The sequence below is a fragment of the Oceanobacillus sp. Castelsardo genome (assembly GCF_001659985.1).
Classification (GTDB): Bacteria; Bacillota; Bacilli; order Bacillales; family Amphibacillaceae; genus Oceanobacillus.
Map to the genome: position 1 here is coordinate 147,142 of NZ_LYCS01000003.1, position 23,582 is coordinate 170,723.

The 23,582-nt window shown below is 36.8% G+C and carries 20 protein-coding genes and 1 riboswitch; of the genes, 7 read left to right on the top strand and 13 right to left on the bottom strand.

The window, feature by feature from the left end:
* Nucleotides 1-380 precede the first annotated feature (380 nt).
* On the bottom strand, nucleotides 381-1,607 hold the full coding sequence (locus tag A9178_RS07435) for an aminopeptidase (RefSeq protein WP_068673921.1): 1,227 nt from the start codon (nucleotides 1,605-1,607) through the stop codon (nucleotides 381-383).
* 188 nt (nucleotides 1,608-1,795) lie between these two features.
* On the opposite strand from A9178_RS07435, the gene A9178_RS07440 reads away from it, so the two are divergent.
* Nucleotides 1,796-2,122: a winged helix-turn-helix transcriptional regulator gene (locus tag A9178_RS07440; RefSeq protein ID WP_068673923.1), complete on the top strand. Its 327-nt coding sequence runs from the start codon at nucleotides 1,796-1,798 to the stop codon at nucleotides 2,120-2,122.
* Nucleotides 2,123-2,507: 385 nt separating this feature from the next.
* On the opposite strand, the gene A9178_RS07445 is transcribed toward A9178_RS07440, so the two are convergent.
* From A9178_RS07445 to megL, 3 genes are all read right to left on the bottom strand, one after another.
* Nucleotides 2,508-3,005 carry an acyl-CoA thioesterase gene (locus tag A9178_RS07445; RefSeq protein ID WP_082918138.1) on the bottom strand — a complete coding sequence of 166 codons (498 nt, stop codon included), beginning with the start codon at nucleotides 3,003-3,005 and terminating at the stop codon, nucleotides 2,508-2,510.
* A 20-nt stretch (nucleotides 3,006-3,025) separates the two neighbouring features.
* Nucleotides 3,026-4,468 carry a cardiolipin synthase gene (cls, locus tag A9178_RS07450; protein ID WP_068673926.1) on the bottom strand — a complete coding sequence of 481 codons (1,443 nt, stop codon included), beginning with the start codon at nucleotides 4,466-4,468 and terminating at the stop codon, nucleotides 3,026-3,028.
* A gap of 192 nt (nucleotides 4,469-4,660) precedes the next feature.
* Entirely contained in the window at nucleotides 4,661-5,848 is a 1,188-nt protein-coding gene (gene megL, locus A9178_RS07455) for a methionine gamma-lyase (protein ID WP_068673928.1), read from the bottom strand.
* 164 nt (nucleotides 5,849-6,012) lie between these two features.
* Here megL and rarD point away from each other — a divergent pair, with 164 nt between their 5' ends.
* Nucleotides 6,013-6,933 (top strand): EamA family transporter RarD, encoded by a 921-nt coding sequence (gene rarD / locus A9178_RS07460; RefSeq protein WP_068673930.1) that lies wholly within the window; start codon nucleotides 6,013-6,015, stop codon nucleotides 6,931-6,933.
* Between the two features lie 91 nt (nucleotides 6,934-7,024).
* Nucleotides 7,025-7,142: riboswitch (SAM riboswitch) on the top strand.
* 127 nt (nucleotides 7,143-7,269) lie between these two features.
* Nucleotides 7,270-8,955, top strand: a complete 1,686-nt coding sequence (locus tag A9178_RS07465; protein WP_068673932.1) for a PLP-dependent aspartate aminotransferase family protein — start codon at nucleotides 7,270-7,272, stop codon at nucleotides 8,953-8,955.
* A gap of 815 nt (nucleotides 8,956-9,770) precedes the next feature.
* On the opposite strand, the gene A9178_RS07470 is transcribed toward A9178_RS07465, so the two are convergent.
* Nucleotides 9,771-10,955 (bottom strand): IS256 family transposase, encoded by a 1,185-nt coding sequence (locus tag A9178_RS07470; protein WP_068673896.1) that lies wholly within the window; start codon nucleotides 10,953-10,955, stop codon nucleotides 9,771-9,773.
* Between the two features lie 577 nt (nucleotides 10,956-11,532).
* Between A9178_RS07470 and A9178_RS07475 the strand changes: the two genes are divergently transcribed.
* The gene (locus A9178_RS07475) at nucleotides 11,533-12,474 is read left to right on the top strand and encodes an SGNH/GDSL hydrolase family protein (protein WP_068673934.1); all 942 of its coding nucleotides are present in this window, start codon (nucleotides 11,533-11,535) and stop codon (nucleotides 12,472-12,474) included.
* Between the two features lie 5 nt (nucleotides 12,475-12,479).
* Complete coding sequence (locus A9178_RS07480) at nucleotides 12,480-13,112, top strand: YpmS family protein (protein ID WP_068673937.1); 633 nt, start codon at nucleotides 12,480-12,482, stop codon at nucleotides 13,110-13,112.
* Nucleotides 13,113-13,158: 46 nt separating this feature from the next.
* Here A9178_RS07480 and A9178_RS07485 read toward each other — a convergent pair whose 3' ends face one another.
* Nucleotides 13,159-13,773 (bottom strand): hypothetical protein, encoded by a 615-nt coding sequence (locus A9178_RS07485; RefSeq protein ID WP_068673939.1) that lies wholly within the window; start codon nucleotides 13,771-13,773, stop codon nucleotides 13,159-13,161.
* A 221-nt stretch (nucleotides 13,774-13,994) separates the two neighbouring features.
* Between A9178_RS07485 and A9178_RS07490 the strand changes: the two genes are divergently transcribed.
* Entirely contained in the window at nucleotides 13,995-15,617 is a 1,623-nt protein-coding gene (locus A9178_RS07490) for an ABC-F family ATP-binding cassette domain-containing protein (RefSeq protein WP_068673941.1), read from the top strand.
* Between the two features lie 99 nt (nucleotides 15,618-15,716).
* On the opposite strand, the gene A9178_RS07495 is transcribed toward A9178_RS07490, so the two are convergent.
* Both A9178_RS07495 and A9178_RS07500 read right to left on the bottom strand, forming a co-directional pair.
* Complete coding sequence (locus tag A9178_RS07495) at nucleotides 15,717-16,652, bottom strand: NAD-dependent epimerase/dehydratase family protein (protein ID WP_068673942.1); 936 nt, start codon at nucleotides 16,650-16,652, stop codon at nucleotides 15,717-15,719.
* 17 nt (nucleotides 16,653-16,669) lie between these two features.
* A complete protein-coding gene (locus A9178_RS07500) occupies nucleotides 16,670-17,872 on the bottom strand; it encodes a glycine C-acetyltransferase (protein WP_068673944.1) in 1,203 nt (400 codons plus the stop codon).
* A gap of 198 nt (nucleotides 17,873-18,070) precedes the next feature.
* On the opposite strand from A9178_RS07500, the gene A9178_RS19490 reads away from it, so the two are divergent.
* On the top strand, nucleotides 18,071-18,202 hold the full coding sequence (locus tag A9178_RS19490; protein WP_255376716.1) for a hypothetical protein: 132 nt from the start codon (nucleotides 18,071-18,073) through the stop codon (nucleotides 18,200-18,202).
* A 445-nt stretch (nucleotides 18,203-18,647) separates the two neighbouring features.
* On the opposite strand, the gene A9178_RS07505 is transcribed toward A9178_RS19490, so the two are convergent.
* The 5 genes from A9178_RS07505 to A9178_RS07525 form a co-directional block, all read right to left on the bottom strand.
* A complete protein-coding gene (locus A9178_RS07505; RefSeq protein ID WP_068673946.1) occupies nucleotides 18,648-19,397 on the bottom strand; it encodes a 3D domain-containing protein in 750 nt (249 codons plus the stop codon).
* Nucleotides 19,398-19,813: 416 nt separating this feature from the next.
* On the bottom strand, nucleotides 19,814-20,986 hold the full coding sequence (locus A9178_RS07510) for an iron-containing alcohol dehydrogenase (protein ID WP_068674271.1): 1,173 nt from the start codon (nucleotides 20,984-20,986) through the stop codon (nucleotides 19,814-19,816).
* A 40-nt stretch (nucleotides 20,987-21,026) separates the two neighbouring features.
* Nucleotides 21,027-21,404, bottom strand: a complete 378-nt coding sequence (locus tag A9178_RS07515; protein WP_068673948.1) for a RidA family protein — start codon at nucleotides 21,402-21,404, stop codon at nucleotides 21,027-21,029.
* A 58-nt stretch (nucleotides 21,405-21,462) separates the two neighbouring features.
* The gene (locus A9178_RS07520; RefSeq protein WP_068673950.1) at nucleotides 21,463-22,095 is read right to left on the bottom strand and encodes a lysozyme family protein; all 633 of its coding nucleotides are present in this window, start codon (nucleotides 22,093-22,095) and stop codon (nucleotides 21,463-21,465) included.
* A 102-nt stretch (nucleotides 22,096-22,197) separates the two neighbouring features.
* Complete coding sequence (locus A9178_RS07525; RefSeq protein WP_068673952.1) at nucleotides 22,198-23,541, bottom strand: MATE family efflux transporter; 1,344 nt, start codon at nucleotides 23,539-23,541, stop codon at nucleotides 22,198-22,200.
* Between the last annotated feature and the right edge of the window lie 41 nt (nucleotides 23,542-23,582).

A 23,582-nucleotide genomic window follows, 5' to 3' on the forward strand; every position in this document is an offset into this window, starting at 1 on the left:
GTCCAACTATGAGTGACGGGTTCTTGCATATCAATTTCAAACGGGGACTCATAACGCAGATGAGTTGCGGTATTTAATTAATTTGCGCCTGTTCCGGCACTCATTACGCAGATGAGTTGCGGTATTTAATTAATTTGCGCCTGTTCCGGCACTCATCACGCAGATGAGTTGCGGAACTTAATTAATTTGCGGCTGTTCCGGCACTCATTACGCGGATGAGTTGCGGTATTAAATTAATTTGCGCCTGTTCCGGCACTCATTAGGCGGATATGTGCCCAAAAACAACCGAATAGAGGAATCTCTCTACTCTTCACAGGCATACTCCCCTCAAAAAAAGAAAGACACAAGGGAAATGCCTCTCCCTTGTGCCTACTATCCATTTATGCCCACGTACCATTTCTAAAGATTGGTTCTACTGTTCCATCTTGCTTAACCCCGTCAATATCCAATTCCTCCGATCCTATCATGAAATCCACATGAATGAGACTATCATTGACACCATGTTTGTCTAGTCCTTCTTCAGACATGGAAGAGCCATTTTCTATATTCGTTGGGTAGGCCTTTCCAAGCGCGATATGACAAGATGCATTTTCATCAAATAACGTGTTATAGAAAATAAGTCCCGACTTAGAAACCGGTGATTCATGTGGCACCAAAGCTACTTCGCCTAACTGACGTGCCCCCTCATCTGAATCTAACAGATGTTTTAATACTTCTTCTCCCTGCTCCGCTTGGAAGTCAACTACTTTACCATCTTTAAACGTTAAACTAAAACGATCGATCACACTTCCACCGTAGTTTAATGGTTTCGTACTTGAAACCGTTCCATTCACGCCATATTTATGTGGCATTGAGAACACTTCTTCTGTTGGCATATTTGGGTTAAACGTTACGCCCGTTTCCGCTTCAGCAGATCCACCCTTCCATATATGACCTTCTGGAAGCTCCATTTCTAAATTGGTCCCCGGGGCCTTAAAAATTAACTTCTTATAATTCTTTTCGTTTAGTTCCTCTCTCTTTTCCTTTAACGTTTGATTATGCGCATCCCATGCTGCAACTGGATCGTCTTGATCTACACGGACAATTTTCAAAATAGCATCCCAAAGACTTTCGATTGCTTCCTCTTTGGTTTGTTCTGGAAATATTTTTTGTGCCCAATCTCCTGATGGGATGGAAATAATCGACCACGGTATTTTATCATTCATCGTATATTTGCGAAAATTCTTCATAGCCTCTCCAGCTGCTTTATTCGCCATTGCCACTCGCTTTGGATCAATATTTTGAAGCAAATCTGGATCGGTAGAACGAATACTTAAAACAGCAGCGCCATCCTCAGCATACATATCATGAAGCATGACTCGCCATTCCGGGAATGAACCGATAACTTCATCTGGAGCATTCTCGTATTTTAATAATGTTAACTCGTCATCTGACCAGTTAATATGTACATCCTTTGCACCTAATTCGTACGCCTTCTTTGCAACTAATTTTGTAAAATCTGCCCCTTCAATTGGTGCATTAATCATTAATGCTTGATTAGGCTGTAAATTGACTCCAGTTTTCAATGCCAATTCTGCATATTTTTCAAGTGATTGATGGTCTACCATCTTTTCCCCTCCAATTAAATAGTTTTACCACTACTATTATTCCACTTTTTCATGCGAAATACCTTCTTCATCCCTTATTAAGTTCTACCTGAGTCCTTTACTCATCGGCTAGAATTTGTTAAAATTACATTAAGTTACTTTTAGTAATTAATAGATATTTGATGTACGATTAAAGCGAGGTGATCAGAATGAATAAATTATGTCCACGATTTGAAAAAGCAATGGGACTTCTTAGCAAACGCTGGGTTGGGCTTATTTTATTTGATTTATTGGAAGGGCCGAAGCGATTTTCAGAGATGGAAGCTGATTTGCCTATAAGTGGAAGATTGCTCTCTGATCGTTTAAAGATGCTTGAAAAAGAAGGAATTGTTGACCGTAATATTTACTCTGAATTTCCTGTACGGATTGAATATAGTTTATCAGATAAAGGAAAAGCGTTGGAACCTGTTATTATAGAAATCCAAAATTGGGCGGAAGGTTTTATAACCCATGAGGAAGTTGAACCAAAATCATAGAAAATTTGGCGTTCTATCTAATAGACTAATGCCCTAACAGCTATTCATTTTCCATACCAAAACGCTTGGAATTATATTCAAGCGTTATTTTAGCTTTTATATATTTAAACCTTTGTCCATTTATAGTGACCGTCCTTATTTCAAACGGTCACTTCATAACCTTTTTTTAAGGCTGTTTTCGCATAGTTTGTTGCTGATTCCACCCGCAGCCCGAATACACTTCGCTTTCCAAGGGCGGCTGTTGAGCCCCCTCGCGCTGACGCACTCGTGGTCTCACCGATGTCTTTCCTCCCCCAAGAGTCTACGTGTATTCGGGCTGCTAGTAAGGTAATATACGCCTTAAGTCTACTTCAAAAACAACAATCTTTTAGAAAACAACCTTTTTTTAAAAACCAAACTTCTTCGCAAACTCTTTCGAACGATTTCTTCTTTCTTTACGTTGTACTGCGCGCTCCATAGCCGCTTCATGTAGTGCTTTCTCTTGTTCTGTTTCTGGATAAACGGGTGGCACTAACCCAGGTTTTCCATTCTCGTCCAATGCAACAAAAGTTAAAAAAGCAGTGTTACAAACTCTTTCTTCACTCGTTAAGACATTTTCTGTAATTACTTTCACAAAAATCTCCATCGACGTCCGATGTGCATATGTAACAAATGCCTCGATGGTAATTGTCTGTCCTAGCGTTACTGGAGATAGGAAATCCACGGAATCCATTGATGCAGTTACCACATGTTTTCTTGCATGTTTTAATGCAGCGATAGATGAAACTTCATCAATATGTGCCAATAACTTCCCACCAAAAAGGGTTCCATGATTATTTGTATCTGGCGGAAGTACTAGCGATGTTTTTATTGCCCTTGATTCTGAACAGGCTTTTGCTTTCAAATCCATTTTTATAAATCCTCCTATAGTACTGGTGAGATTAAACGAGAAATCGACTCCTTAAATCGAATTCCTATCGTACGTTTACTATATAGCTTTTCTGTCATCTGCGTAGATAATTTAATGTCGTGATTAAAGGCATCCACTAATTGCTTGGAGATTTCTTGGTCATAAATAAATGCATTCGCTTCAAAATTAAGTTGGAAACTTCGTACATCAATATTCGCTGTACCTACGGAGGCTATCTTTCCATCAACTACGATTGTCTTGGCATGGAGAAAACCATTTTGGTAAATATACACTTCCGCACCCGCAGTTAGTAATTCTCCAGAATAGGAAAGTGTTGCCCAATAAACGAATGGATGATCTGGTTTGTTCGGGATCATTAACCTAACCTTCACACCAGAAAACGCCGCAATTCTTAATGCATCCAAAAGACTATCGTCAGGAATAAAATACGGTGTTTGAATGTAAATATATTCCTTTGCTGATAAAATCATTTTAATATAGCCATACTTAATTTGTTCCAGTTCGGAATCTGGGCCACTCGAAACAATTTGCATTCCTACATTGCCGCTAGATAATGCATTATAATAACGTTCATCATATAAAATATCTTGTCTTGACGCATGATTCCAATCTAATACAAATCTTGTTTGCATACTATTAACCGCATGCCCTTTAACTCGTAAATGGGTATCACGCCAATAACCAAATTTTTTCTTTTTCCCAAGGTATTCATCACCAATATTAAATCCACCAATATAGCCTATCTTCCCATCAATAATGGCTAATTTCCGATGGTTTCGGTAATTAATTTCTAAATTTATTTTAAAGAAGGTAGAAGGGAAAAATGCTTCAATCTGAACCCCTTCCTTCCGAAGCTTCTGAAGGAATTTTTTACTTAATGAACGAGACCCCATATCGTCATATAGTAGACGTACTTCTACTCCTTGCTTTGCTTTCTTTATTAATGTTCTAGCAATTCTTTGTCCCAGCTCGTCATTACGTAATATATAATATTGGAGATGGATGTGATCTTCTGCTCGCTCCAAATCTGCTATTAATGATTCAAACTTTTCTTTTCCATCTGTGAAAATTTGAATATCATTGTCCTGGGTAAAAACTGCCTCATCGTTTCTTAGATGTAAGTAGACAATATCGGAATACTCCTGCATCTCTGGATTATTAAACCGAAACTGATAGTTATGAAAAACCTCCATCTGATCTTTTACATTCTTCTTGAATTCTACCCAAGTTTTTCTATCCCAAGTAAAAATCCGCTTACGATATAAGGAACGGCCAAAAACTAAATATAGAGCAAAGCCTAAAATCGGAATAAATAACAATACCATTAACCAAGCCCAAGTCGAAGGTGGATTTTTCCTTTCAAGAAATACAATAGAAATACCTAATATAATGTTCATTATGATGATAAATCCAAATAACGATGTCAGTATTCCCATTGTTTCTCCCCCATCCTTTAGGAATAATATACCAATATTATACTTTCTTTTCCCATTTTTAACTAACTTTTATATCCTTTATGAACTATGTATTAAAGTTTAGTATTCCATTGAAATTGTTTCATATTCCATATAAGCATCCGCATTCCGAATCCCTTTCTTTTTTTTGATCCGAAATGCGGATGAAAAAAGCTATTCCAACTGATCCAATGCTTGTTTTAAATCTTCCCAAATATCTTGCCAAGCTTCTAATCCAACCGATAATCGAATGAGTTGATCTGTAATTCCCATCTTTTCGCGAGATTCCTTAGGTACTACTGCATGGGTCATCGTTGCTGGATGCTGGATAAGTGTTTCCGCATCACCTAGACTAACTGCAATTTTTATAACCGATAAACTATTAAGGAACTGTTGTGCTTCCTTTTTGTTCCCCTTTATTTCAAAGGAAACCATCCCTCCGCCTTTTTTCATTTGCTTCTTACCAATGTTAAAGTCAGGATTCATCGTCTCATGGGGATAAAATACTTTATCCACTTTCGGATGACTTTTGAGCTGTTCCATTATTTTTTCTGCATTTTCGCAATGACGATCCATACGTAAAGGGAGTGTTTTTAGACCGCGAATTAAGAGCCAAGCATCAAATGGAGACATAACCCCACCAATATCCTTTAATGTAGTTAATGCAACTTTATCAAGAAATTCCTTCTTGCCAACTACTAGACCCGCTATTACATCCCCATGGCCTCCAATATATTTCGTTGCACTATGGATGACAATATCACAGCCTAGATCAAGGGGTTTCTGCAAATAAGGAGTCGAAAAAGTGTTATCAACAACTACAGGAATATCCAATTCTTTAGCAACCTTTGAAACCATTTCCAAATCTACTAAACGCATTGTTGGATTAATTGGAGTTTCAATATAAATAACTGCTGTTTCCGGTTTTATTTTGGAGCGGATCTCTTCTTCAGTATCCATACTAGAAAAGTCAACTTCGATGTTATACTTTTCTTTCATCATAGCTAAAAGACCAAAAGTACAACCATATAAACCCGAGGAGCATAAAACATGGTCATTTGCTTTTGTTAAGGCGATTAATATAGCCGAAACTGCTGCCATTCCCGAACCAAATGCTAAACCTCGCTCTCCATTTTCTAATGTAGCTATCTTTTTTTCCAAAATCGTTACAGTAGGATTACCTAACCTGGAATATATATACCCTTCCTCTTCCCCAGAAAAACGCCGCTCCCCTTGTTCTGCCGAATCGAATGTGAACGTAGAGGTTTGAAAAATTGGTGGTGCCAAGCTTCCTAACATTTCTTTATCATCATAACCATCGTGAATAATAGCTGTTTCCATATGTTTATATTTCTTTCCCATCCACTCTCATCCCCTTTCCCATAGTTATATATATGCATTGACCTAGGTAACATTGAATGAGTAAAAATTCACTATTTTAAGCAGGTCTATTGCTAAATTTTGGGTTTGGAACTACAATACATTTAAGTGAATTTTTACAATAATAAATATTTAGGCGGTGTGAAATGAATAATCAAGAAAAGACAGGAATGATGAATACCGCAATCGCCTACTTGTTATGGGGATTAATCCCTCTCTACTGGAGGGCATTAGATCATGTGCCTTCCGGGGAAATTTTAGCCCAACGAATTTTATGGTCTTTTGTATTTATGATTCTCCTTATCCTATTCGTAGGAAAGTGGAACCCTTTCATGAAAACATGCAAGGAAATTTTACATAACAAAAAAGGTTTATTTCGTATTACATTAGCCACGCTCTTTATTAGCGTGAACTGGCTTGTATTTATTTGGGCAGTAAATGGAGAGAATGTCGTTCAAGTTAGTCTTGGATATTATATTAATCCACTTATTAGTATTTTATTAGGGATCATCGTGCTCAAGGAAAAATCATCAACTAGTCAGAATGTCTCCTTTATCCTTGCTAGTATTGGTGTTCTATACTTAACGTTTAGCCTTGGAGTATTCCCCTGGGTTTCCCTCGTTTTGGCAGTAACCTTTGCATTTTATGGATTATTAAAAAAGAAAATGAATTTAAACGCTATGTTCGGACTTGCAATTGAGACCGCAATTATAACCCCAATTGCACTCATTTACATTAGCTTTTTACCACAACATCATTTTCAAATGGGGAATGCTTTAACCACGACAAATTGGTTATTCATTGGGGCTGGCGTTGTAACAGCCATTCCGCTTCTCTTATTCGGTAGTGGAGCAAAGTATATCCCTCTAGCAATGGTCGGAATTTTACAATATATTGCTCCAACACTTATGTTAATGATGGGAGTATTTTTGTTTAATGAGGAATTTACTTTTTCCCACCTTATCGCCTTTTTATTTATTTGGTCCGCTTTAGTTATTTATATGGGTTCCCATATGAAGCCTTCGAAAAAGAGGCATAAGCCTGGAAAAGTAAAACAAGTACAATAATCAGAATAACAGCTATTTAAAATTATTTATTTTTTCAAAATGTGTTGACAAATACAATTCTGACTATTATACTAAGCATTAATCAATGAATCTCTTATCAAGAGCGGTGGAGGGAATAGGCCCTTTGAAGCCCGGCAACCTAAAAGTGAGGAATACTTACTTTTCTACGGTGCCAAATCCTACAGGTCACATGATCTGGAAGATAAGAGGAGGACCGGCTATTTGTATAAATAGAAGCCCTCTTCTTAGGAAGAGGGCTTTTTTTCATCTCTTCTTCCCCAGATTTGGAATAGAAAAAATACAAATCAAACATTTAATTTCAAGGAGGAATTATCTATGTCTAATTTCGATTTACAAAATCCTGAAACACTATTACTTCATGCAGGTCAAGAGGTGGATCCAACAACTGGCTCACGTGCAGTTCCAATCTATCAAACTACTTCTTATGTTTTCCGTGATACAGAGCATGCGCAAAATCTATTCGGATTAGCGGAGCCAGGTAATATTTACTCTCGAATTATGAATCCAACATTAGATGCGTTTGAACAACGTATTGCTGCATTAGAAGATGGCGTTGGTGCCCTATCCCTATCATCAGGAATGGCGGCTATTACAATGGCTATTTTGAATATTGCAGGAGCTGGGGACGAGATTGTGGCAGACAGCAATTTATATGGTGGTACATATAATCTATTTGCTAATACTCTTCCACGATATGGTATTACAGTTAAATTTGTGGATGGAACTAACCCAGAAGCTGTAAGAGCTGCTATTAATGAAAAAACAAAAGCAGTTTTTGGTGAAATTATTACCAACCCTAGTCTACAAGTATTTGATGTAGAAACCATCGCGGAAATTGCTCATGAAAATGGAATTCCATTAATTATTGATAATACATTTGCAACACCATATGTAACGAAGCCAATTTCATGGGGGGCAGATATCGTTGTACATTCTGCAACAAAATGGATTGGTGGTCATGGAACTACAATTGGTGGAGTCGTTGTAGATGGTGGACGTTTTGACTGGGGTAATGGAAAATTCCCAGGATTTACAGAACCAGATGAAAGCTACAATGGTATCAAATATGCTGAGCTTGGACCTGCAGCATTTATTACTAAATTACGTGTCCAATTATTGCGTGATATCGGTGCATGCTTAAGTCCACAAAGCGCTTTCCTATTTTTACAAGGTCTAGAAACATTGCATTTACGTATTAAAAAACATACAGAAAATGCTCAAGTAGTTGCAGAATTCCTTAACAATCATTCAGCTGTTGAATGGGTAAACTACCCAGGACTTGAAAGTCACGCTTCTAATGAAAAAGCGAAGAAATACTTGAAGGATAGCTTTGGTTCCATCATTACGTTTGGTATTAAAGGTGGACGTGAAGCAGGAAGAAAACTTATTGATAATATTAAACTATTGTCCCACGTTGCAAACGTTGGCGATGCGAAATCACTAATTATCCATCCGGCTTCTACTACTCACCAACAATTAAGTGCTGAGGACTTGAAGAAGAGCGGTACAACCGAAGAACTTGTTCGTCTATCTATTGGCCTTGAATCAACAGATGACATCTTAAAAGACCTGGATCAAGCCATTGCAAAAGCTACTGGAGTATCCCCAGTAATTAAAGAGACAGAAGAGGATGCAATTAAATGGTTACTTTCTTCCCCATTTGACCGTAATGGTGGAATTAGAAAGAAAGTAATCGCAACAACTGTATCTAACAGTGAAGCAGCGATAAAATTACAAAAACTCGGATTTCAAATTATTCCTATTAACAACTTAACAGAGATTCCAAATGAAGTAGACGCTGTATGGGTTAAAGGCGCATCCTTATCAGCTTCTTCCATTGAAGAACTTGCGAATAAACAAGTGAAAATTCTTTGGATTGAAGATGCAGGATCATTTGATTCCACTAAAAAAGCAAATGGCATTACTGTAGTAACTGGTAAAAATCCGTACGATGAAGTAAATCGTTTAAGAGGAAATGTAGCAGGAGCGGCTCTTGTTTAATACAAGATAGCTCACCATAATGAAGACTTGGTTCAGGCGGGGTTTTAACTCCACCTGAAACCTTAGTCGCCCTTATTTCGAAGCTTGGCGGCACTTATCTCCCACCTGTAGAGGCGGGAGTTTTAGTAACGCGGCGTAGATAAACATCACATAAAGGCACAACAAAAATAACAGAGCATATCAACTGATATGCTCTGTTATTTTTGTTTTATTTTGGGGTATTTAGCAAATATATGTAGAATGACGTGGAATTATATAATACTGGTCTGTTTTTTCCACTTAACTCTGCTCTCGGTTGAGTTCACACTATTTACTGCAATAGTATGCCGTGACGAAGCTGCTCTCGGTCGAGTTCACACTATTTACTGCAATAGTATGCCGTGACAGTGCCTCTCTCGGTCGAGTTCACACTATTTCCCGTAATAGTATGCCGTGACAGTGCCTCTCTCGGTTGAGTTCATGCTAATTTCCGCAATAGTATGCCGTGACAGACACCCTCACGGTCGAGTTCATGTTATTTTCCAGTCAAGTCCATATTTGTGTGTAAAAGTACATTTCCGACCAAAATATTATTAAAGTGAAATCTAAGTACCAGATCAAGCCACAGCTATGCTGCTTGCCGTTGACTGTAGCGCCCGATTCTTAGTATTTGCTGGAAGGGGACGGGGCCCCGCCAGCAGATGCTTAGAATCGATTTATCCGTGTTACAATTTAGAGAAGGATGCCCCGTAAAGGGTGTTTTTTAGCCATCCTTTGACAGCACCACTAACACGGATAAAAGTAAAGTCAATGGTGGCGTTATTCGAGTAAAGCTCCTAATCGTCTTCGTATTTGTCATAATTCTTAAAGTATTGTTTATTCTCCCAATCCTTATCAATGTTCATAAGTACAGAACCGATTATTCGAATAGCTGATTGATCATTTGGAAAGATAGAAATTACCTTTTCTCTTCTGCGTATTTCCCTATTTACACGTTCTAACATATTAGTAGTTCTCAAATGTTTATGATATTTTAGTGGGTGGGCATGGTATTGCATCACATCTTCAAACCCTGAATCTAACAATTTTATCGCCTTTTCAAGGCTTTTTGTATTTTGGTATTTATCCATAAAACGTTCCTTTAGTTCATTGGCATGCTTACGTTTGGATGTTCTGAAAATAGCCTTAAGATCATCCTTGACTTCTTCCATATTCTTTTTAGGCATCGTATCAATGATATTTCGTAAAAAATGAACTGCACATCTTTGCCAAGAAGTACCTAAAAATGTTTGTTTAATAGCTTTAACTAAACCAGCATGAGCATCAGAGATAATCATTTTTGGTGAATGAATACCACGAGATTTTAGGTACTCGAAAAAGCTAGACCAGCATTCCTTAGATTCTTTATGATCAATTTTCAAGCCAATGATTTCCCTGTACCCTCTTTCATTTACACCACAAGCAATATAAACCCCTTTGGAAACCACACGCCTACCTTCTCGAACCTTGATATACATAGCATCTACGTAAATATAGGGGTAGTAATAGACATTCAGTGGTCGACTTTTCCACTCATTAACAATTGGATCCAGTGCCTTCGTAATTTCTGACACAAAGGACTTCGAAACTTTCTTTCCACACAACTCCTCTACGATATTAGATACTTTACGCGTTGAGACGCCATTAATAACCATCTCCATCATGGATATGATTAATGCCTGGTCATATCGCTCGTATCTCTTAAAGGCTGTCGGTGAAAATTCCCCATCTCTCGTACGAGGGACTTTTAATTTAAGTGAGCCAGCACCTGTGATTAACTCACGTTCATAGTAACCATTCCGATACCCTTTGCGATTACTAGTTCTTTCATGAGAGAGAGCATTAATATATTCGTCCCTTTCCTTTTCCATTAATGAATTCAAAATTAAGGCCAGGGAAGATTTTACAGGGGATTCTAGAGAACTATTTTCAACTTTCTCTTTTAGGTCTTCCAAATTTATAGTAATATTAATCTGGGTCATCTTTTCATACCTCCATGTTTTATTTTCTTGGTCGAAAACATTGTAACATGGGTCATGAAAGATGACCTTTCTTTTTACACAATTATATGGACTTTATCTATTTTCCGCAATAGTATGCCGTGATGAAGCCTCTCTCGGTCGAGTTCATGCTATTTTCCGCAATAGTATGCCGTGATGAAGCCTCTCTCGGTTGAGTTCATGCTATTTTCGGCAATAGTATGCCGTGACGAAGCCTCTCTCGGTTGAGTTCACACTATTTACCGCAATAGTATGCCGTGACGAAGCCCCTCTCGGTCGAGTTCATGCTAATTTCGGCAAATATAAGCCGTGATTACTTTCCCCTTGGTTGAAATCTTTATTCCAATGTAACGTAAATTTAGCATATTTTTGAAATTGTCATTTGCTACAGTACAATAATAAAAGTCTTTTTCTCTTACTTGTTTAAATCCCATGTTATTGAATAAAATATAAGGGTATAGAAATCTTATAGCATGTTATAATTAACATTCAATAAGATTTTTGTGGTCAAACGACTCACACTACCATAAAATAAAGTAAACAACTTAGGTGTGATGACATGAAACGTAAGTATTTTATTATGATAGGAATTATATTACTTTTAGCTGTCCTATTTATTTTTTTCTTAAATGAACAACATTCACCAGCTGGCCAGCCAACCTTTAAAAGTCAAATAGAAGCAAACCAAGAGGAAGAACTCACGGATGCAAAAGAGCAGACAGATACCCCTTTAGAAAAGGAAGACGCCGAAGAAGAACAGACATCTAACGAACAGGCGCCTCTTCAAGATGATAAGCCTTTTCCCGAGCGGATTTCAGAAGTACTTGAAACCACGTTGAACTTCTTCCTGTCCAATCAAACACGGGTTGTAGCAATTGGGGACTCCTTAACACAAGGTGTTGGCGATGTGACAAATCAAGGTGGGTATGTTGGAGTATTAGAGCGGACGATTAATGAAAATGGCGAAGTAGCTAAATTTGAAAACTACGGAAAGCGAGGAAACCGCTCTAATCAACTACTGAAGCGATTAGATGAAAGGGAAATTCGCTCCTCTATAAAAAAGGCAGATATTGTCCTTATTACGATTGGGGCAAACGATATTATGCAAGTTGCGAAAGAGAATATCATGAACCTAAAACTTAACGATTTTATTGAGCAAAGGATATATTACGAACAGAACCTCAGACAAATCGTAAATAAGATAAGGGATTTAAATGGAAATGCTGAAATTTACCTCGTTGGTTTCTATAATCCGTTTGAAAAGTATTTTCAGGACATTGAAGAATTAAACACTATAGTGGAAACATATAATAGCACAACAGAAAGTATTGCTGAAAAGAATGATAATGTTATGTTTATCCCAACCATAGATTTGTTCCATGACACAAATACAAATTTATTTGCGGAAGATAACTTTCATCCGAATTATCTTGGTTATCACAAAATTGCTAAACGGGTATTGGATTATATATCAAATGACATTATGAGTGAAGAGAGTTGAGAAACATGATTACTCAAAAGGGGACAAAAACAGAAAAAAATAAGTGGAAAAAACTTTTTTACAGTTTACTAAGTTTCAATATGCTCATCCTCATAGCTTTTCTTATTCTTATTTTTTGGCCTGTATCCGAATCCAATCCAAAACCAAATTCAGAGACTACTCTAAATGAAAGCTCGGAGTTTGTCGTTCGAACGACGAAGCAAAATCTCAATGCATTGATTAATGCCTATCTTGAGCAAGTGCTTAATAATTCACGACATCAATACCGCATCCTACTGGAAGATGATGTTCATTTAATGGGGGAACTGCCCGTTTTTAATACAACGGTTCCCCTTTCTGTTCATTTAGAACCATTCGTTCAAAAAAACGGCGATATTATATTGAAGCAACGTTCCATTTCAATCGGTTTATTGGAATTACCAAATCAAAAAATAATGGAATATATGAAGAAATATTTAGATATGCCTGAGTGGGTCTCCATTAATCCAAAAGAAGAGGAAGTATATGTTGCTGTAACGGATATCGAGCTCAAAAGTAATTTTAATGTGTCCGTTGAGCGTATCGATTTAGAAGCTAATAATTTGGCTTTTCGTATACAAATTCCATACAAAACGTTAGGAATAGACGAATTATATTAATGAATATTATTTAGGCAGATTGAAATTTTAAAATAGCGAAGGAAAATCAGCCCTTCGCTATTTTAAAGTGTTTTAGCTTTTTAGATAAGTAGAATGGTAGAAAAGAACGTTGAAGTTGCTTTTCTTCTTCTATTTCCTCTTTATAATAACTTTCTAGAATCCCCTTATATATTAACTGAAGACCTTCTAATTTACGTATATCTTCTGGCTTCACAAAGCAAATAGACTTTGAAAATTGAATTTGTTTTACTTCGTTTAATAAGGTAGCAATAAATTGGGAGCAGAAAAAAGCATTTCTGCGCTTTAATTCCAATTGGAAAAGAACCCCAAATAATCCAAGAAAATTGTATTTATAAGCATCTTTTCTCGCTTCAACCTCACGAATTCGTTCCAAAATACGATTATATTCTAAATCCTCTATAGTAAATTGATAAATCTCACATTCTGACTTTCTAAGAAAGCCACAACGAACATCTTCCTTCACAAACCCACCAATAAAAGGATTTCTCACTTTTTTCCGTCCAAAACTATAAACTTCCATTAATTTATGATCAAAACAGATAGATACATGGTTTAACGATTGACCGGTAAACAATCGAATAACTCTCGCTAATAAGGTACCCGTATTCGTAAACAGTAAATATATCACTTTCTCTTCCATGACTTTCCCTCTTCTCATGAGTTTATTCGGAATACCTTAAGGGATGAACACTTTTTAAGATCTAGAGAACTTCTGCTTTTTTTAATATTACATTTTTATTTATATTTTTCAATAGTTATTTTACGGCTGTTGTATAATAAATGTTACTTTTCATTGACGTATCTAGTGAAATGACGTAAGCTAACTTTGATTACTTTTTTTATTGGAGGCAGTTTAGTTACATGATTACGGTTACGAATGTAAGTTTACGATATGGTGATAAGAAGTTATTTGAAGATGTAAATCTAAAATTCACTCCCGGAAATTGTTATGGTGTAATTGGTGCGAACGGTGCAGGTAAATCTACATTCCTAAAGATTTTATCTGGTGAAATCGAGCCACAAACAGGAAATGTATCTCTAACTCCAGGAGAACGTCTTGCTGTTCTAAAACAGGATCACTTTGCGTTTGAAGAACATCAAGTATTAGATACGGTATTAATGGGACATGAGCGTTTATATAAAGTGAAACAAGAGAAAGATGCCATTTATATGAAGGGCGACTTCACCGAAGAGGACGGGATGCGTGCTGCAGAACTAGAGGGTGAATTTGCTGAAATGAACGGTTGGGAAGCTGAATCCGATGCTGCAGTTCTATTAAAAGGTCTTGGTATTGATGAATCTCTTCATATGATGACGATGGCAGAACTTCCTGAAGATGATAAGGTTAAAGTATTGCTTGCTCAAACACTATTTGGTAACCCTGATATTCTACTATTGGACGAGCCTACGAACGGTCTTGATATTCAAGCAATTCAATGGTTAGAGGAATTTCTAATTAACTTTGAAAATACAGTTATCGTCGTGTCTCACGATCGCCACTTTTTAAATAAAGTGTGTACGCACATTGCTGATGTTGACTATGGTAAAATCCAAATTTTCATTGGAAACTATGATTTTTGGTATGAGTCTAGTCAATTAGCATCTAAGATGGCACAAGAAGCGAATAAGAAAAAGGAAGATCAGATTAAAGAACTACAAGCCTTTATTGCTCGTTTTAGTGCAAATGCATCTAAATCAAAACAAGCAACTTCACGTAAAAAGTTATTAGATAATATTACTTTAGATGATATTAAACCATCTTCTCGTAAATATCCTTACATCGCATTTTCTCCTGAAAGAGAGATTGGTAATGATTTATTACGTGTGGAAGGATTAACCAAAACGATTGGCGGTAAGAAAGTATTAGATAATGTAAGCTTTACTATTAATAAGGATGATAAAGTTGCTTTTGTTGGTCCAGATGACATAGCTAAAACAACTCTATTTAAGATTTTAATGGGTGAAATGGAACCTGATGCGGGAAGCTTTAAATGGGGGATAACGACTTCACAATCCTACTTCCCTAAAGATAACTCGGAGTTCTTTGAAAACAGTGATCTCTCGTTAGTTGACTGGCTTCGTCAATTTTCTCCTGAAGATGAAACAGAAACATTCCTGCGTGGATTCTTGGGAAGAATGTTGTTCTCTGGAGAACAAGCCTTGAAAAAGGCAAATGTCCTATCTGGTGGGGAAAAAGTTCGCTGTATGCTTTCTAAAATGATGTTATCTCATGCAAATGTGCTAATTATGGATGAACCGACAAACCACTTGGATCTTGAATCGATTACATCTCTAAATAATGGTTTAATGAAATTTAAAGGTTCCATCCTATTTACTTCTCATGACCATCAGTTTGTTAATAGTATTGCGAACCGTTTGATTGAAATTACACCAAACGGCTTGATTGATAAAGAAATGAGTTATGATGAGTACGTACAAGATAAGAAATTACAGAAACAACTTAAAGAAATGTATGCAGGTTAATTTGGAGCACTCCCCGGTGATTTGGGAGTGCTTTTTGTTTGATTACTTTTGTGCACAAGATAAACACACTTCTCTATCCAGGACTAGCATACTCGCTTTCTACTTCTCCTTCATTTTCCGAAACATAGCTTCCGTTGTCATTTCCAAATCATACTTCGGTTGGAATCCCCATTCCTTTATGGCTGCTATACAGTCTAATCGATTTGGCCAGCTATCTGCTATGTTTTGTCGGATTGGGTCTATTTTATAATCAAGTTGAAAATGAGGAATATGTTTACGGATTGCTTGTGCGAAGTCCTCTGGTGCTGCTGAAAATGAGGAGATATTGTAGGCGTTTCGATTGATTAGTTTACTAGTGTCTATTTCCATTAGTTGTATAATGGCATCTAGTGCATCTGGGATATACATCATGTCTAGTGTCGTCCCTTTTTCAAGATATGATGTATACCTGCCTTTTTTAAATGCGGCTTTATATATTTCTACTGCATAGTCCGTCGTCCCTCCACCAGGTTCATGATGAGAAATAATTCCAGGGAGACGAATTCCCCTTGTATCAATCCCATACTTTTTAAAATAATAATCACATAGTAATTCGCCTGCTGTTTTATTAATGCCATACATGGTTGCTGGCCGTTGAATGGTAACTTGAGGTGTGTTTTCTTTTGGAGTGGAATGACCAAATGCTGCAATAGAGCTTGGGGTAAAAAATTGGAGTTTCATTTCTCGAGCGATTTCTAATCCATTAAGCAAACCTGACATATTGATTTTCCATGACTTTATTGGAATTGATTCTGCCTTTGCTGATAGTATAGAAGCTAAATGGATGATTGTATCCACGTTATGCCTTTTAGCAATAGTCGAAAACTCTTTTCCATCGATTACATCCATCTTTTCAAATGGACCTTCCTCTCGTGCTACCGGAGAGTCTCGAATATCTGCCGCAATCACATTGGAAATCCCATAAATCATTCGTAATTGTTCTACAAGTTCGGAGCCGATTTGACCGAGCGCACCAGTAATTAAAATTCGCTTCATATTGGACCCTCCTTACTTTACAAAGATTCCTTAATCATTCCCATTTCCTTTCCGACCTTTTCGTATACTGCTAAAGTTTGATCAAGCATTTCTTTCGTATGTGCCGAAGTTGGCATGTTGCGAATTCTCCCTGTTCCTTTTGGTACGGTAGGAAAGACAATTGATTTAGCATAAACCCCTTCGTCGTATAGCCGCTTACTAAACTGCTGTGTTTCCTTTTCATCACCGATTATACAAGGTGTTATCGGTGTTTCACTTGTGCCTATGTTATAACCTAACTTCTCAAGTCCTTGTTTCAAGTAATTACCATTCTCGCAAAGCTTTTGGTTTAACTCCTTTGAGTCCATTAATAATTCAATCGCTTTTAAACTAGCTGCTATATCTGCTGGGGATAAAGCTGTCGAGAACAAAAACGGACGGGAGCATACTTTCAACCAATCAACTAAGGTTCTTTTGCCAGCGACGTATCCACCAACAACGCCAATCGCCTTGGAAAGTGTCCCTACTTGAAAGTCAATTTTATCCTCCAAACCAAATTGTTTTACAGTGCCATAGCCATTTCCTGTGACACCAGACCCATGTGCATCATCTACATAGGTTATTAAATCTAGCTCTTCAGCAATTTCTACCATATCAGGTAATTTCGCGATGTCTCCATCCATAGAAAAAACACCATCTGTAATGACCATCATTTTCTTATATTTTCCTGAAGAAATTGCATCGATCGCCTTTTTTCTTAAGTCATCCATATCGGAATGCCCATACCGGATAATTGTAGCCTTTGACAGTCGGCATCCATCAATGATAGATGCATGATTTAAAGCATCAGAAAAAATAACATCCTGTTTATCCATTACAGCAGAAATAGCTGCCATATTACAATTAAAACCTGATTGATAGGCAATCGCGGCTTCTGTCCCTTTAAATGCAGCTAACTTATTTTCTAATTTATCGTGAAGATCCAATGTACCATTAATTGTTCGTACAGAACCAGACCCAACCCCGTGGGAATCTATAGCTTCGTGGGCTACCTTTTTTAATCGAGCGTCTGTTGCAAGTCCTAAATAGTTATTAGATGATAAATTGATGAAGTTTTTACTACCAATGGTTATCATTGGGCCATTCGCTCCATGAACCGTTTCAATTTCATTATAAAGCCCATTTTCTTTCAAATGAGTCAAACCGTTTTCCAAAAATGACCTTAATGATTTAGTTGCCATTGTATTGCCTCCTTATTTCATTATATTCATGGAACGCTTACATTTTCATGAATGAAGGAAATTTATTTAAACAATTTAAAAGACTATTAAAATAGTGCCTAATGAAAAAATATATTAGAATATGAAAGATTTCCCTGTGGTTTATTCACTGCATTTCTATTATAATACATGTAGAACATTTGATGGAGGGCAACTAGAATGCGTAAGGTTTTATTCGGACTGTTTGTATTAGTTATATTGTCAGTCGGAACGTTTGGGGTTGTGAAGTCAACAGATGAACCAACAGAAATCATCGAAGAAAACGGCGTATCTACGGAAGTTCATTTTTAATAGTTTTATAGTAAACTCATTTATTCACAAGACCCTAGTGAATTGAAAAAAGAAGGAATATCACCTCCTGCCGGTGTATTCCTTCTTTTTCATTTAAGAAAAAAAAATAAATTCACTTTATTAAATCTTTTCTTAGCAACGGCCACGTCCAGCTCCAGTGCCCAACGACTAGCAGATATTTTTGGTGGGGCGAGCGTTAGCGCAGTCCCAAACTTCACACTCCTCCACTACGATAAAGAAGACTTGCCGATTGATAAAATCAGAGGCCTAGTCGCACTTATACCCTTGTGGTGAAAGTCAACATCGGCTCGAAATTTAAGGAAGGCCGACTAAGTACGGCCTTTGCGGCCAACGTCGGCATACCCCTATGAAGGGGCATGTTTCCTTTATCTCATTGCGGAGCGCTCCAGTTTGTACGTCGCTAAGCGGGCACTTGCGCTTTTGTTTATAATATAGTTATATTAAGAGTACGTGTTCCCCACTCTTTTGCTTTATCTAAATTAGGAATGAATACATCAATTCGATTCCCTTTAATAGCACTACCAATATCAGCTGCTACCGCTTGACCATAACCCTCTACATATACCTTTGAACCTAATGGGATAACATTTGGGTCTACAGCAATTACTTTTGCATCTGGATTACTATTCAAATCAACACCAGTATAGGTGATACCTGAACAACCTTCACATTTAGCAGTATATGCGGTTGCTTTTACAGTTATTGTTTTTCCTTCTGGCTTATCATTAGAGGCAGAAGCTTGTACAGTTTTTTCTTCCTTTTGTACTTCCTTTTTAACTTCTTTTTCAACTTTCTTTGATTCTACTTGTGCGTCCTTTTTATTAGATACTTCTTTAATATTAAGTTCTTGACCATTAATAATGACGTCGGACTTTAGATTATTCCATTCCTTTAAATCTTCTACCGTTACATCATATTGTTTGGCAATACTTATTAAAGAATCTCCACTTTCTACTATATAAGTTTCATTTAATAATAGAATCTGTTTCGGATGAATAACCGTTGTTTTTAAGTCATTTAAATCTATTAAATCATCAATCGATGTATTGTTTTCATTTGCTATATCCCAAAGACTATCTCCTGCTTGTACTTCATATTCCTCCGCTGATACGGTAGTTACAGTCGCTGCTAGCATGATGATTCCAGCAACAAGACCTGCTACTAACTTTCTCATATGGATTCCTCCTTTATTAGAAAACCTAACATTAGTATTAGGCTAGGCGATTTCTTTGTTGCACTTATAGGAAGAAAGTTTATTTTTTCCTAACTGCAAATCTAAGGTTAATCCTATCATAGCTTCATAGAGAAAACAGTAACAGTCCAATTAAGAGTTTATGACAAGCATTACGAATATCTAGCATTTTGTATCATTTGTAATACTTTTGATACATTAGTACTAGATTTTGTCTATTAATATTACAAAAGTAACAAGTTCTATTGGTTTGTAATTCAGTGCAATTTTCAGCCAATTAAGCGGACTATCCACATATCCCCTGTATTTCCATTACTCTTTTTTCAAATAAAAAAGGAAGCACAGCTAAAATATACTGTTCTTCCTTTTTATTAATCTTGTCGAATATTCCTAGGAAATTACAAACTCGCTTTGAAAATTTCAATAGAATCTTGTTTCGTTAACTTTTTAAAGTTACCAAATTGAGGACGAGCGATGACTGTTTTTTCCGCCATTAGCTCGACCGAAGATTCATCGATATTATAATCTGCTAGTCTAGATGGCGCATCGATGCTCTTCCAGAACTCGCTTAGTTTATCAATTCCTTCTAGAGCTACTTCCTTATCCGATTTTCCTGAAGGATTTACATGAAATACGTTTTCAGCTAATTGCTTAAAGCGCAGCACATTTTCATCATCTAATACATGTCTCATCCAGTGAGGGAAAAGAATGGCTAATCCTCCACCATGCGGTATATCATGCACAGCTGACACGGCATGCTCTAAGTTATGTGTTGCCCAATCACCCGCATATCCCATATTCAACATATTATTTAATGCTAATGTGCCAGCTAAAAGGATGGTTTCTCGATGTTCATAACTATTTAAGTCCGCTAAAAGTTTTGGTGCCGTTTCTATAACTGTTGTTAGGATGCCCTCACAAAATCGGTCTTGTATTGGTGTGTTTGGTGTTTGATGAAAATAATGCTCTAGTACATGCGACATCATATCTACCATTCCATAGATTGTTTGGTCACGAGGAACCGACATCGTATGTTCTGGATCCAAAATAGAAAATTTCGGAAATGTGTATGGTGATGCATTCCATCCGTGTTTTTCATTTGTCTCCCAATTTGTAATGACGGAACCAGCATTCATTTCAGAACCTGTTGCTGCTAATGTTAAAATGGTTCCAAAAGGTAACGCATCGTTAGCACGCGCCTTTTTCGTTACAATATCCCACATATCTATGTCGGTTTTTGCACCAACTGCAATCGCCTTCGTACAATCGATTGTACTTCCTCCACCAACCGCTAAGATGAAATCTATTCCTTCATTCTTACAGATTTCTACACCTTTTCTAACGGTAGTGATTCGCGGATTTGGCTCTACTCCCGGAAGTTCAAATACCTCTGCATTCATTTCCGATAATTTTTCAAGAACATTTTCATAAATTCCGTTACGTTTAATGCTTCCTCCACCATAAACTAACAAAACCTTCTTACCATAACGTTCTACTTCTTTTGGTAAAGCATCTAACTGTCCTTTCCCAAAAATTAACTTTGTTGGATTATAGTACTTAAAGTTTTTCATTAATCCCATCATCCTCCTTTTGAAACACGTATTATAAAGACTATTTAGTGTAAGCTACAACATCCATTTCTACTAAAACATCTTTAGGTAATCGACTAACCTCGACTGTTGCTCGTGCTGGATATGGTTTTTCTAGAAAGCTGCCATAAATTTCATTTACTGTTGCAAAATGATCCATATTTGCTACAAAGATGGTAAATTTCACTACTTGTGAAAAATCTGCCCCTGCTTCATTTAAAATAGCTTTTAAATTTTTTAATACTTGTTCTGTCTGCTTTTCGATTCCTTCCACCACTTCCCCAGTTTCTGGATTTATAGGAATTTGTCCAGAAACATAAACGAAGTCGCCTGCTTGGATCGCTTGTGAATACGGTCCTATTGCTGCTGGTGCGTTTTTTGTATGGATTTCTTTTACCATTTTACGTCCCCCTTAACTTGAGTTACTTTATATATTTATATTATCAGTTTCTTACACCTTATTCCAAAGCTAACCCTTCCTTATATTTCATAACGGATTGAACATAATAAATATCCCCATAACATGCATTATATTGCTTAGCTTCTTTCCTTAAGCATGAATAAATAGATTTGTCAGAAGCATTTTCATACATTTTTTGGGAAAAGTCGATAGCAATTTCTTCAGAATAGCTACCCGTTTCTTCTAATACATAATTAATAAACCCTCTGCCAAAATTATAGGACTGAATGGCTAATTTCAAGTCACCTTTAGCATCATTTAATACTTCGGAAAAATAATAGACTCCTTGTTTAATAGATTGTTCAGGGTCTTTTATACAGCCTACCTTTCCACAGAAGCTTTCAGAGGATTGCATAGGATCTTTTCCTCTTCCACCAGATTCTTGCATCATCACAGCAAGTAAAACATCTATATAAGGGGTCACTTCATACTCTTTCGCATACTTTTCCACAAGTGGACGGTAATTTTGAACCTCTTTTGTTATTTGTGGATAACCTTCTTGCATTTTACTTAAATTATCCACATTGCCCTTCATTGATAGAATCGATATAAAACTCATGGCGCCAAATAGCACGATACAGATGAAAAACACTTGTCCAATTAATCGTTTCGCTTTCTTTTTACGTTTCATACTTTTTCATTTCCCTCATTTTAAATACAATTTAATCCACAGCTATATCCACTTATGCACAAAAAGCAACTAGTTATCAACAATTTGTGTACAAGTGTGTGATTATTTACTCGTTTCAAACAATTCCTTTTTACGCCATTTTCCAAAACGGAAATACATAAAGGCAAATACACTACTTATTAGAAAACTTGACCCCATGCCGAGAGCGATACCTATTTCTCCAAAAAGTTTAGACAAAAGGGCGGTTAATGGAAATCGCAAAATCCAAAAGGAAATTATATTTAATACTAACACTTGATACATGGCACCTGCAGCACGAACAATCCCATTTAAAACGAAATTAATGCCTAAAAACGGATAACATAATGCAATAATTTGTAAGTACATTTCCCCGAATTGCACTGCTGTTTCATCGCGAATAAATAATTTCATCCCAAATTCTGCAAAAAACACAACAAGTACCCCGATAAATAACATAATGGCAAAATTATATAAAACACTATATTTAGCAATTTTACTTACCCTATCCCAATTCTTCACCCCGATATTTTGCCCTGCCATACTCGATACCGCCGCACTCAATGCATGAGCTGGAAGTAATAGCAAACTATCAAGTCTCTGTGCGGCACTAAATCCAGCTACTACACTGGAACCGAATGCTGTTACAACACTCATAATAGCAGCGGACCCAGCAGATATGACAGCCATTTGTAACCCAGATGGAATACCTAAATGTAATATTAACCGTACCTCTTTCCAAGAAGGAAGTTTGGGTAAGGTAAATGGCGCTAGTTTCCTCCTAAGGACATAAACTAATCCAATGAGAAAAGCAAAGCCTTGGGACGCGACAGTTGCAATTGCTGCACCTTCTACCCCCCAATTAAAAACAGAGATGAACAATGGGTCCAAAACCACATTTAATAACACTGCTATTGTCACAAAGTACATTGGGGTTTTACTATCCCCTATAGCACGAAGCACCGTACTTATGAAGTTATATCCAAACAGAAATAAAATTCCTAGAAAGTTTATACGTAAATAACTATTAGCCCCTTCCATCATTTCTTCAGGTGTACCTAATAGCGACAATAACCCATTTGTAAAAACAAAACCCAATATACCTAATACTAATGCTATCACTGTTAAAAGAACGACAAAAGCATTTAAATACCTTATCAATCCTTCTTCGCTATCACGGCCTTTCTGTTGTGAAAGAATGGTCAATGCCGCATTATTTAAACCAATAACAAAGGATAAGACTGTAAATATAATCGTACCGGAAACCGCAACAGCACCTAAAGCATTGGCTCCAAGTAAATTTCCGACCCATAAACTATCGATAAATTGATAAGATGTTTGCAATAAATTAGCAATAAGAATTGGGCCTGAGAAACCAATGAGTTGCTTTACAATATTGCCTTGTGTAAAATCATACTGCCTTTTCATTTTGAAATCCTCTTTCTTTTATATATAAAACGCTACGAATC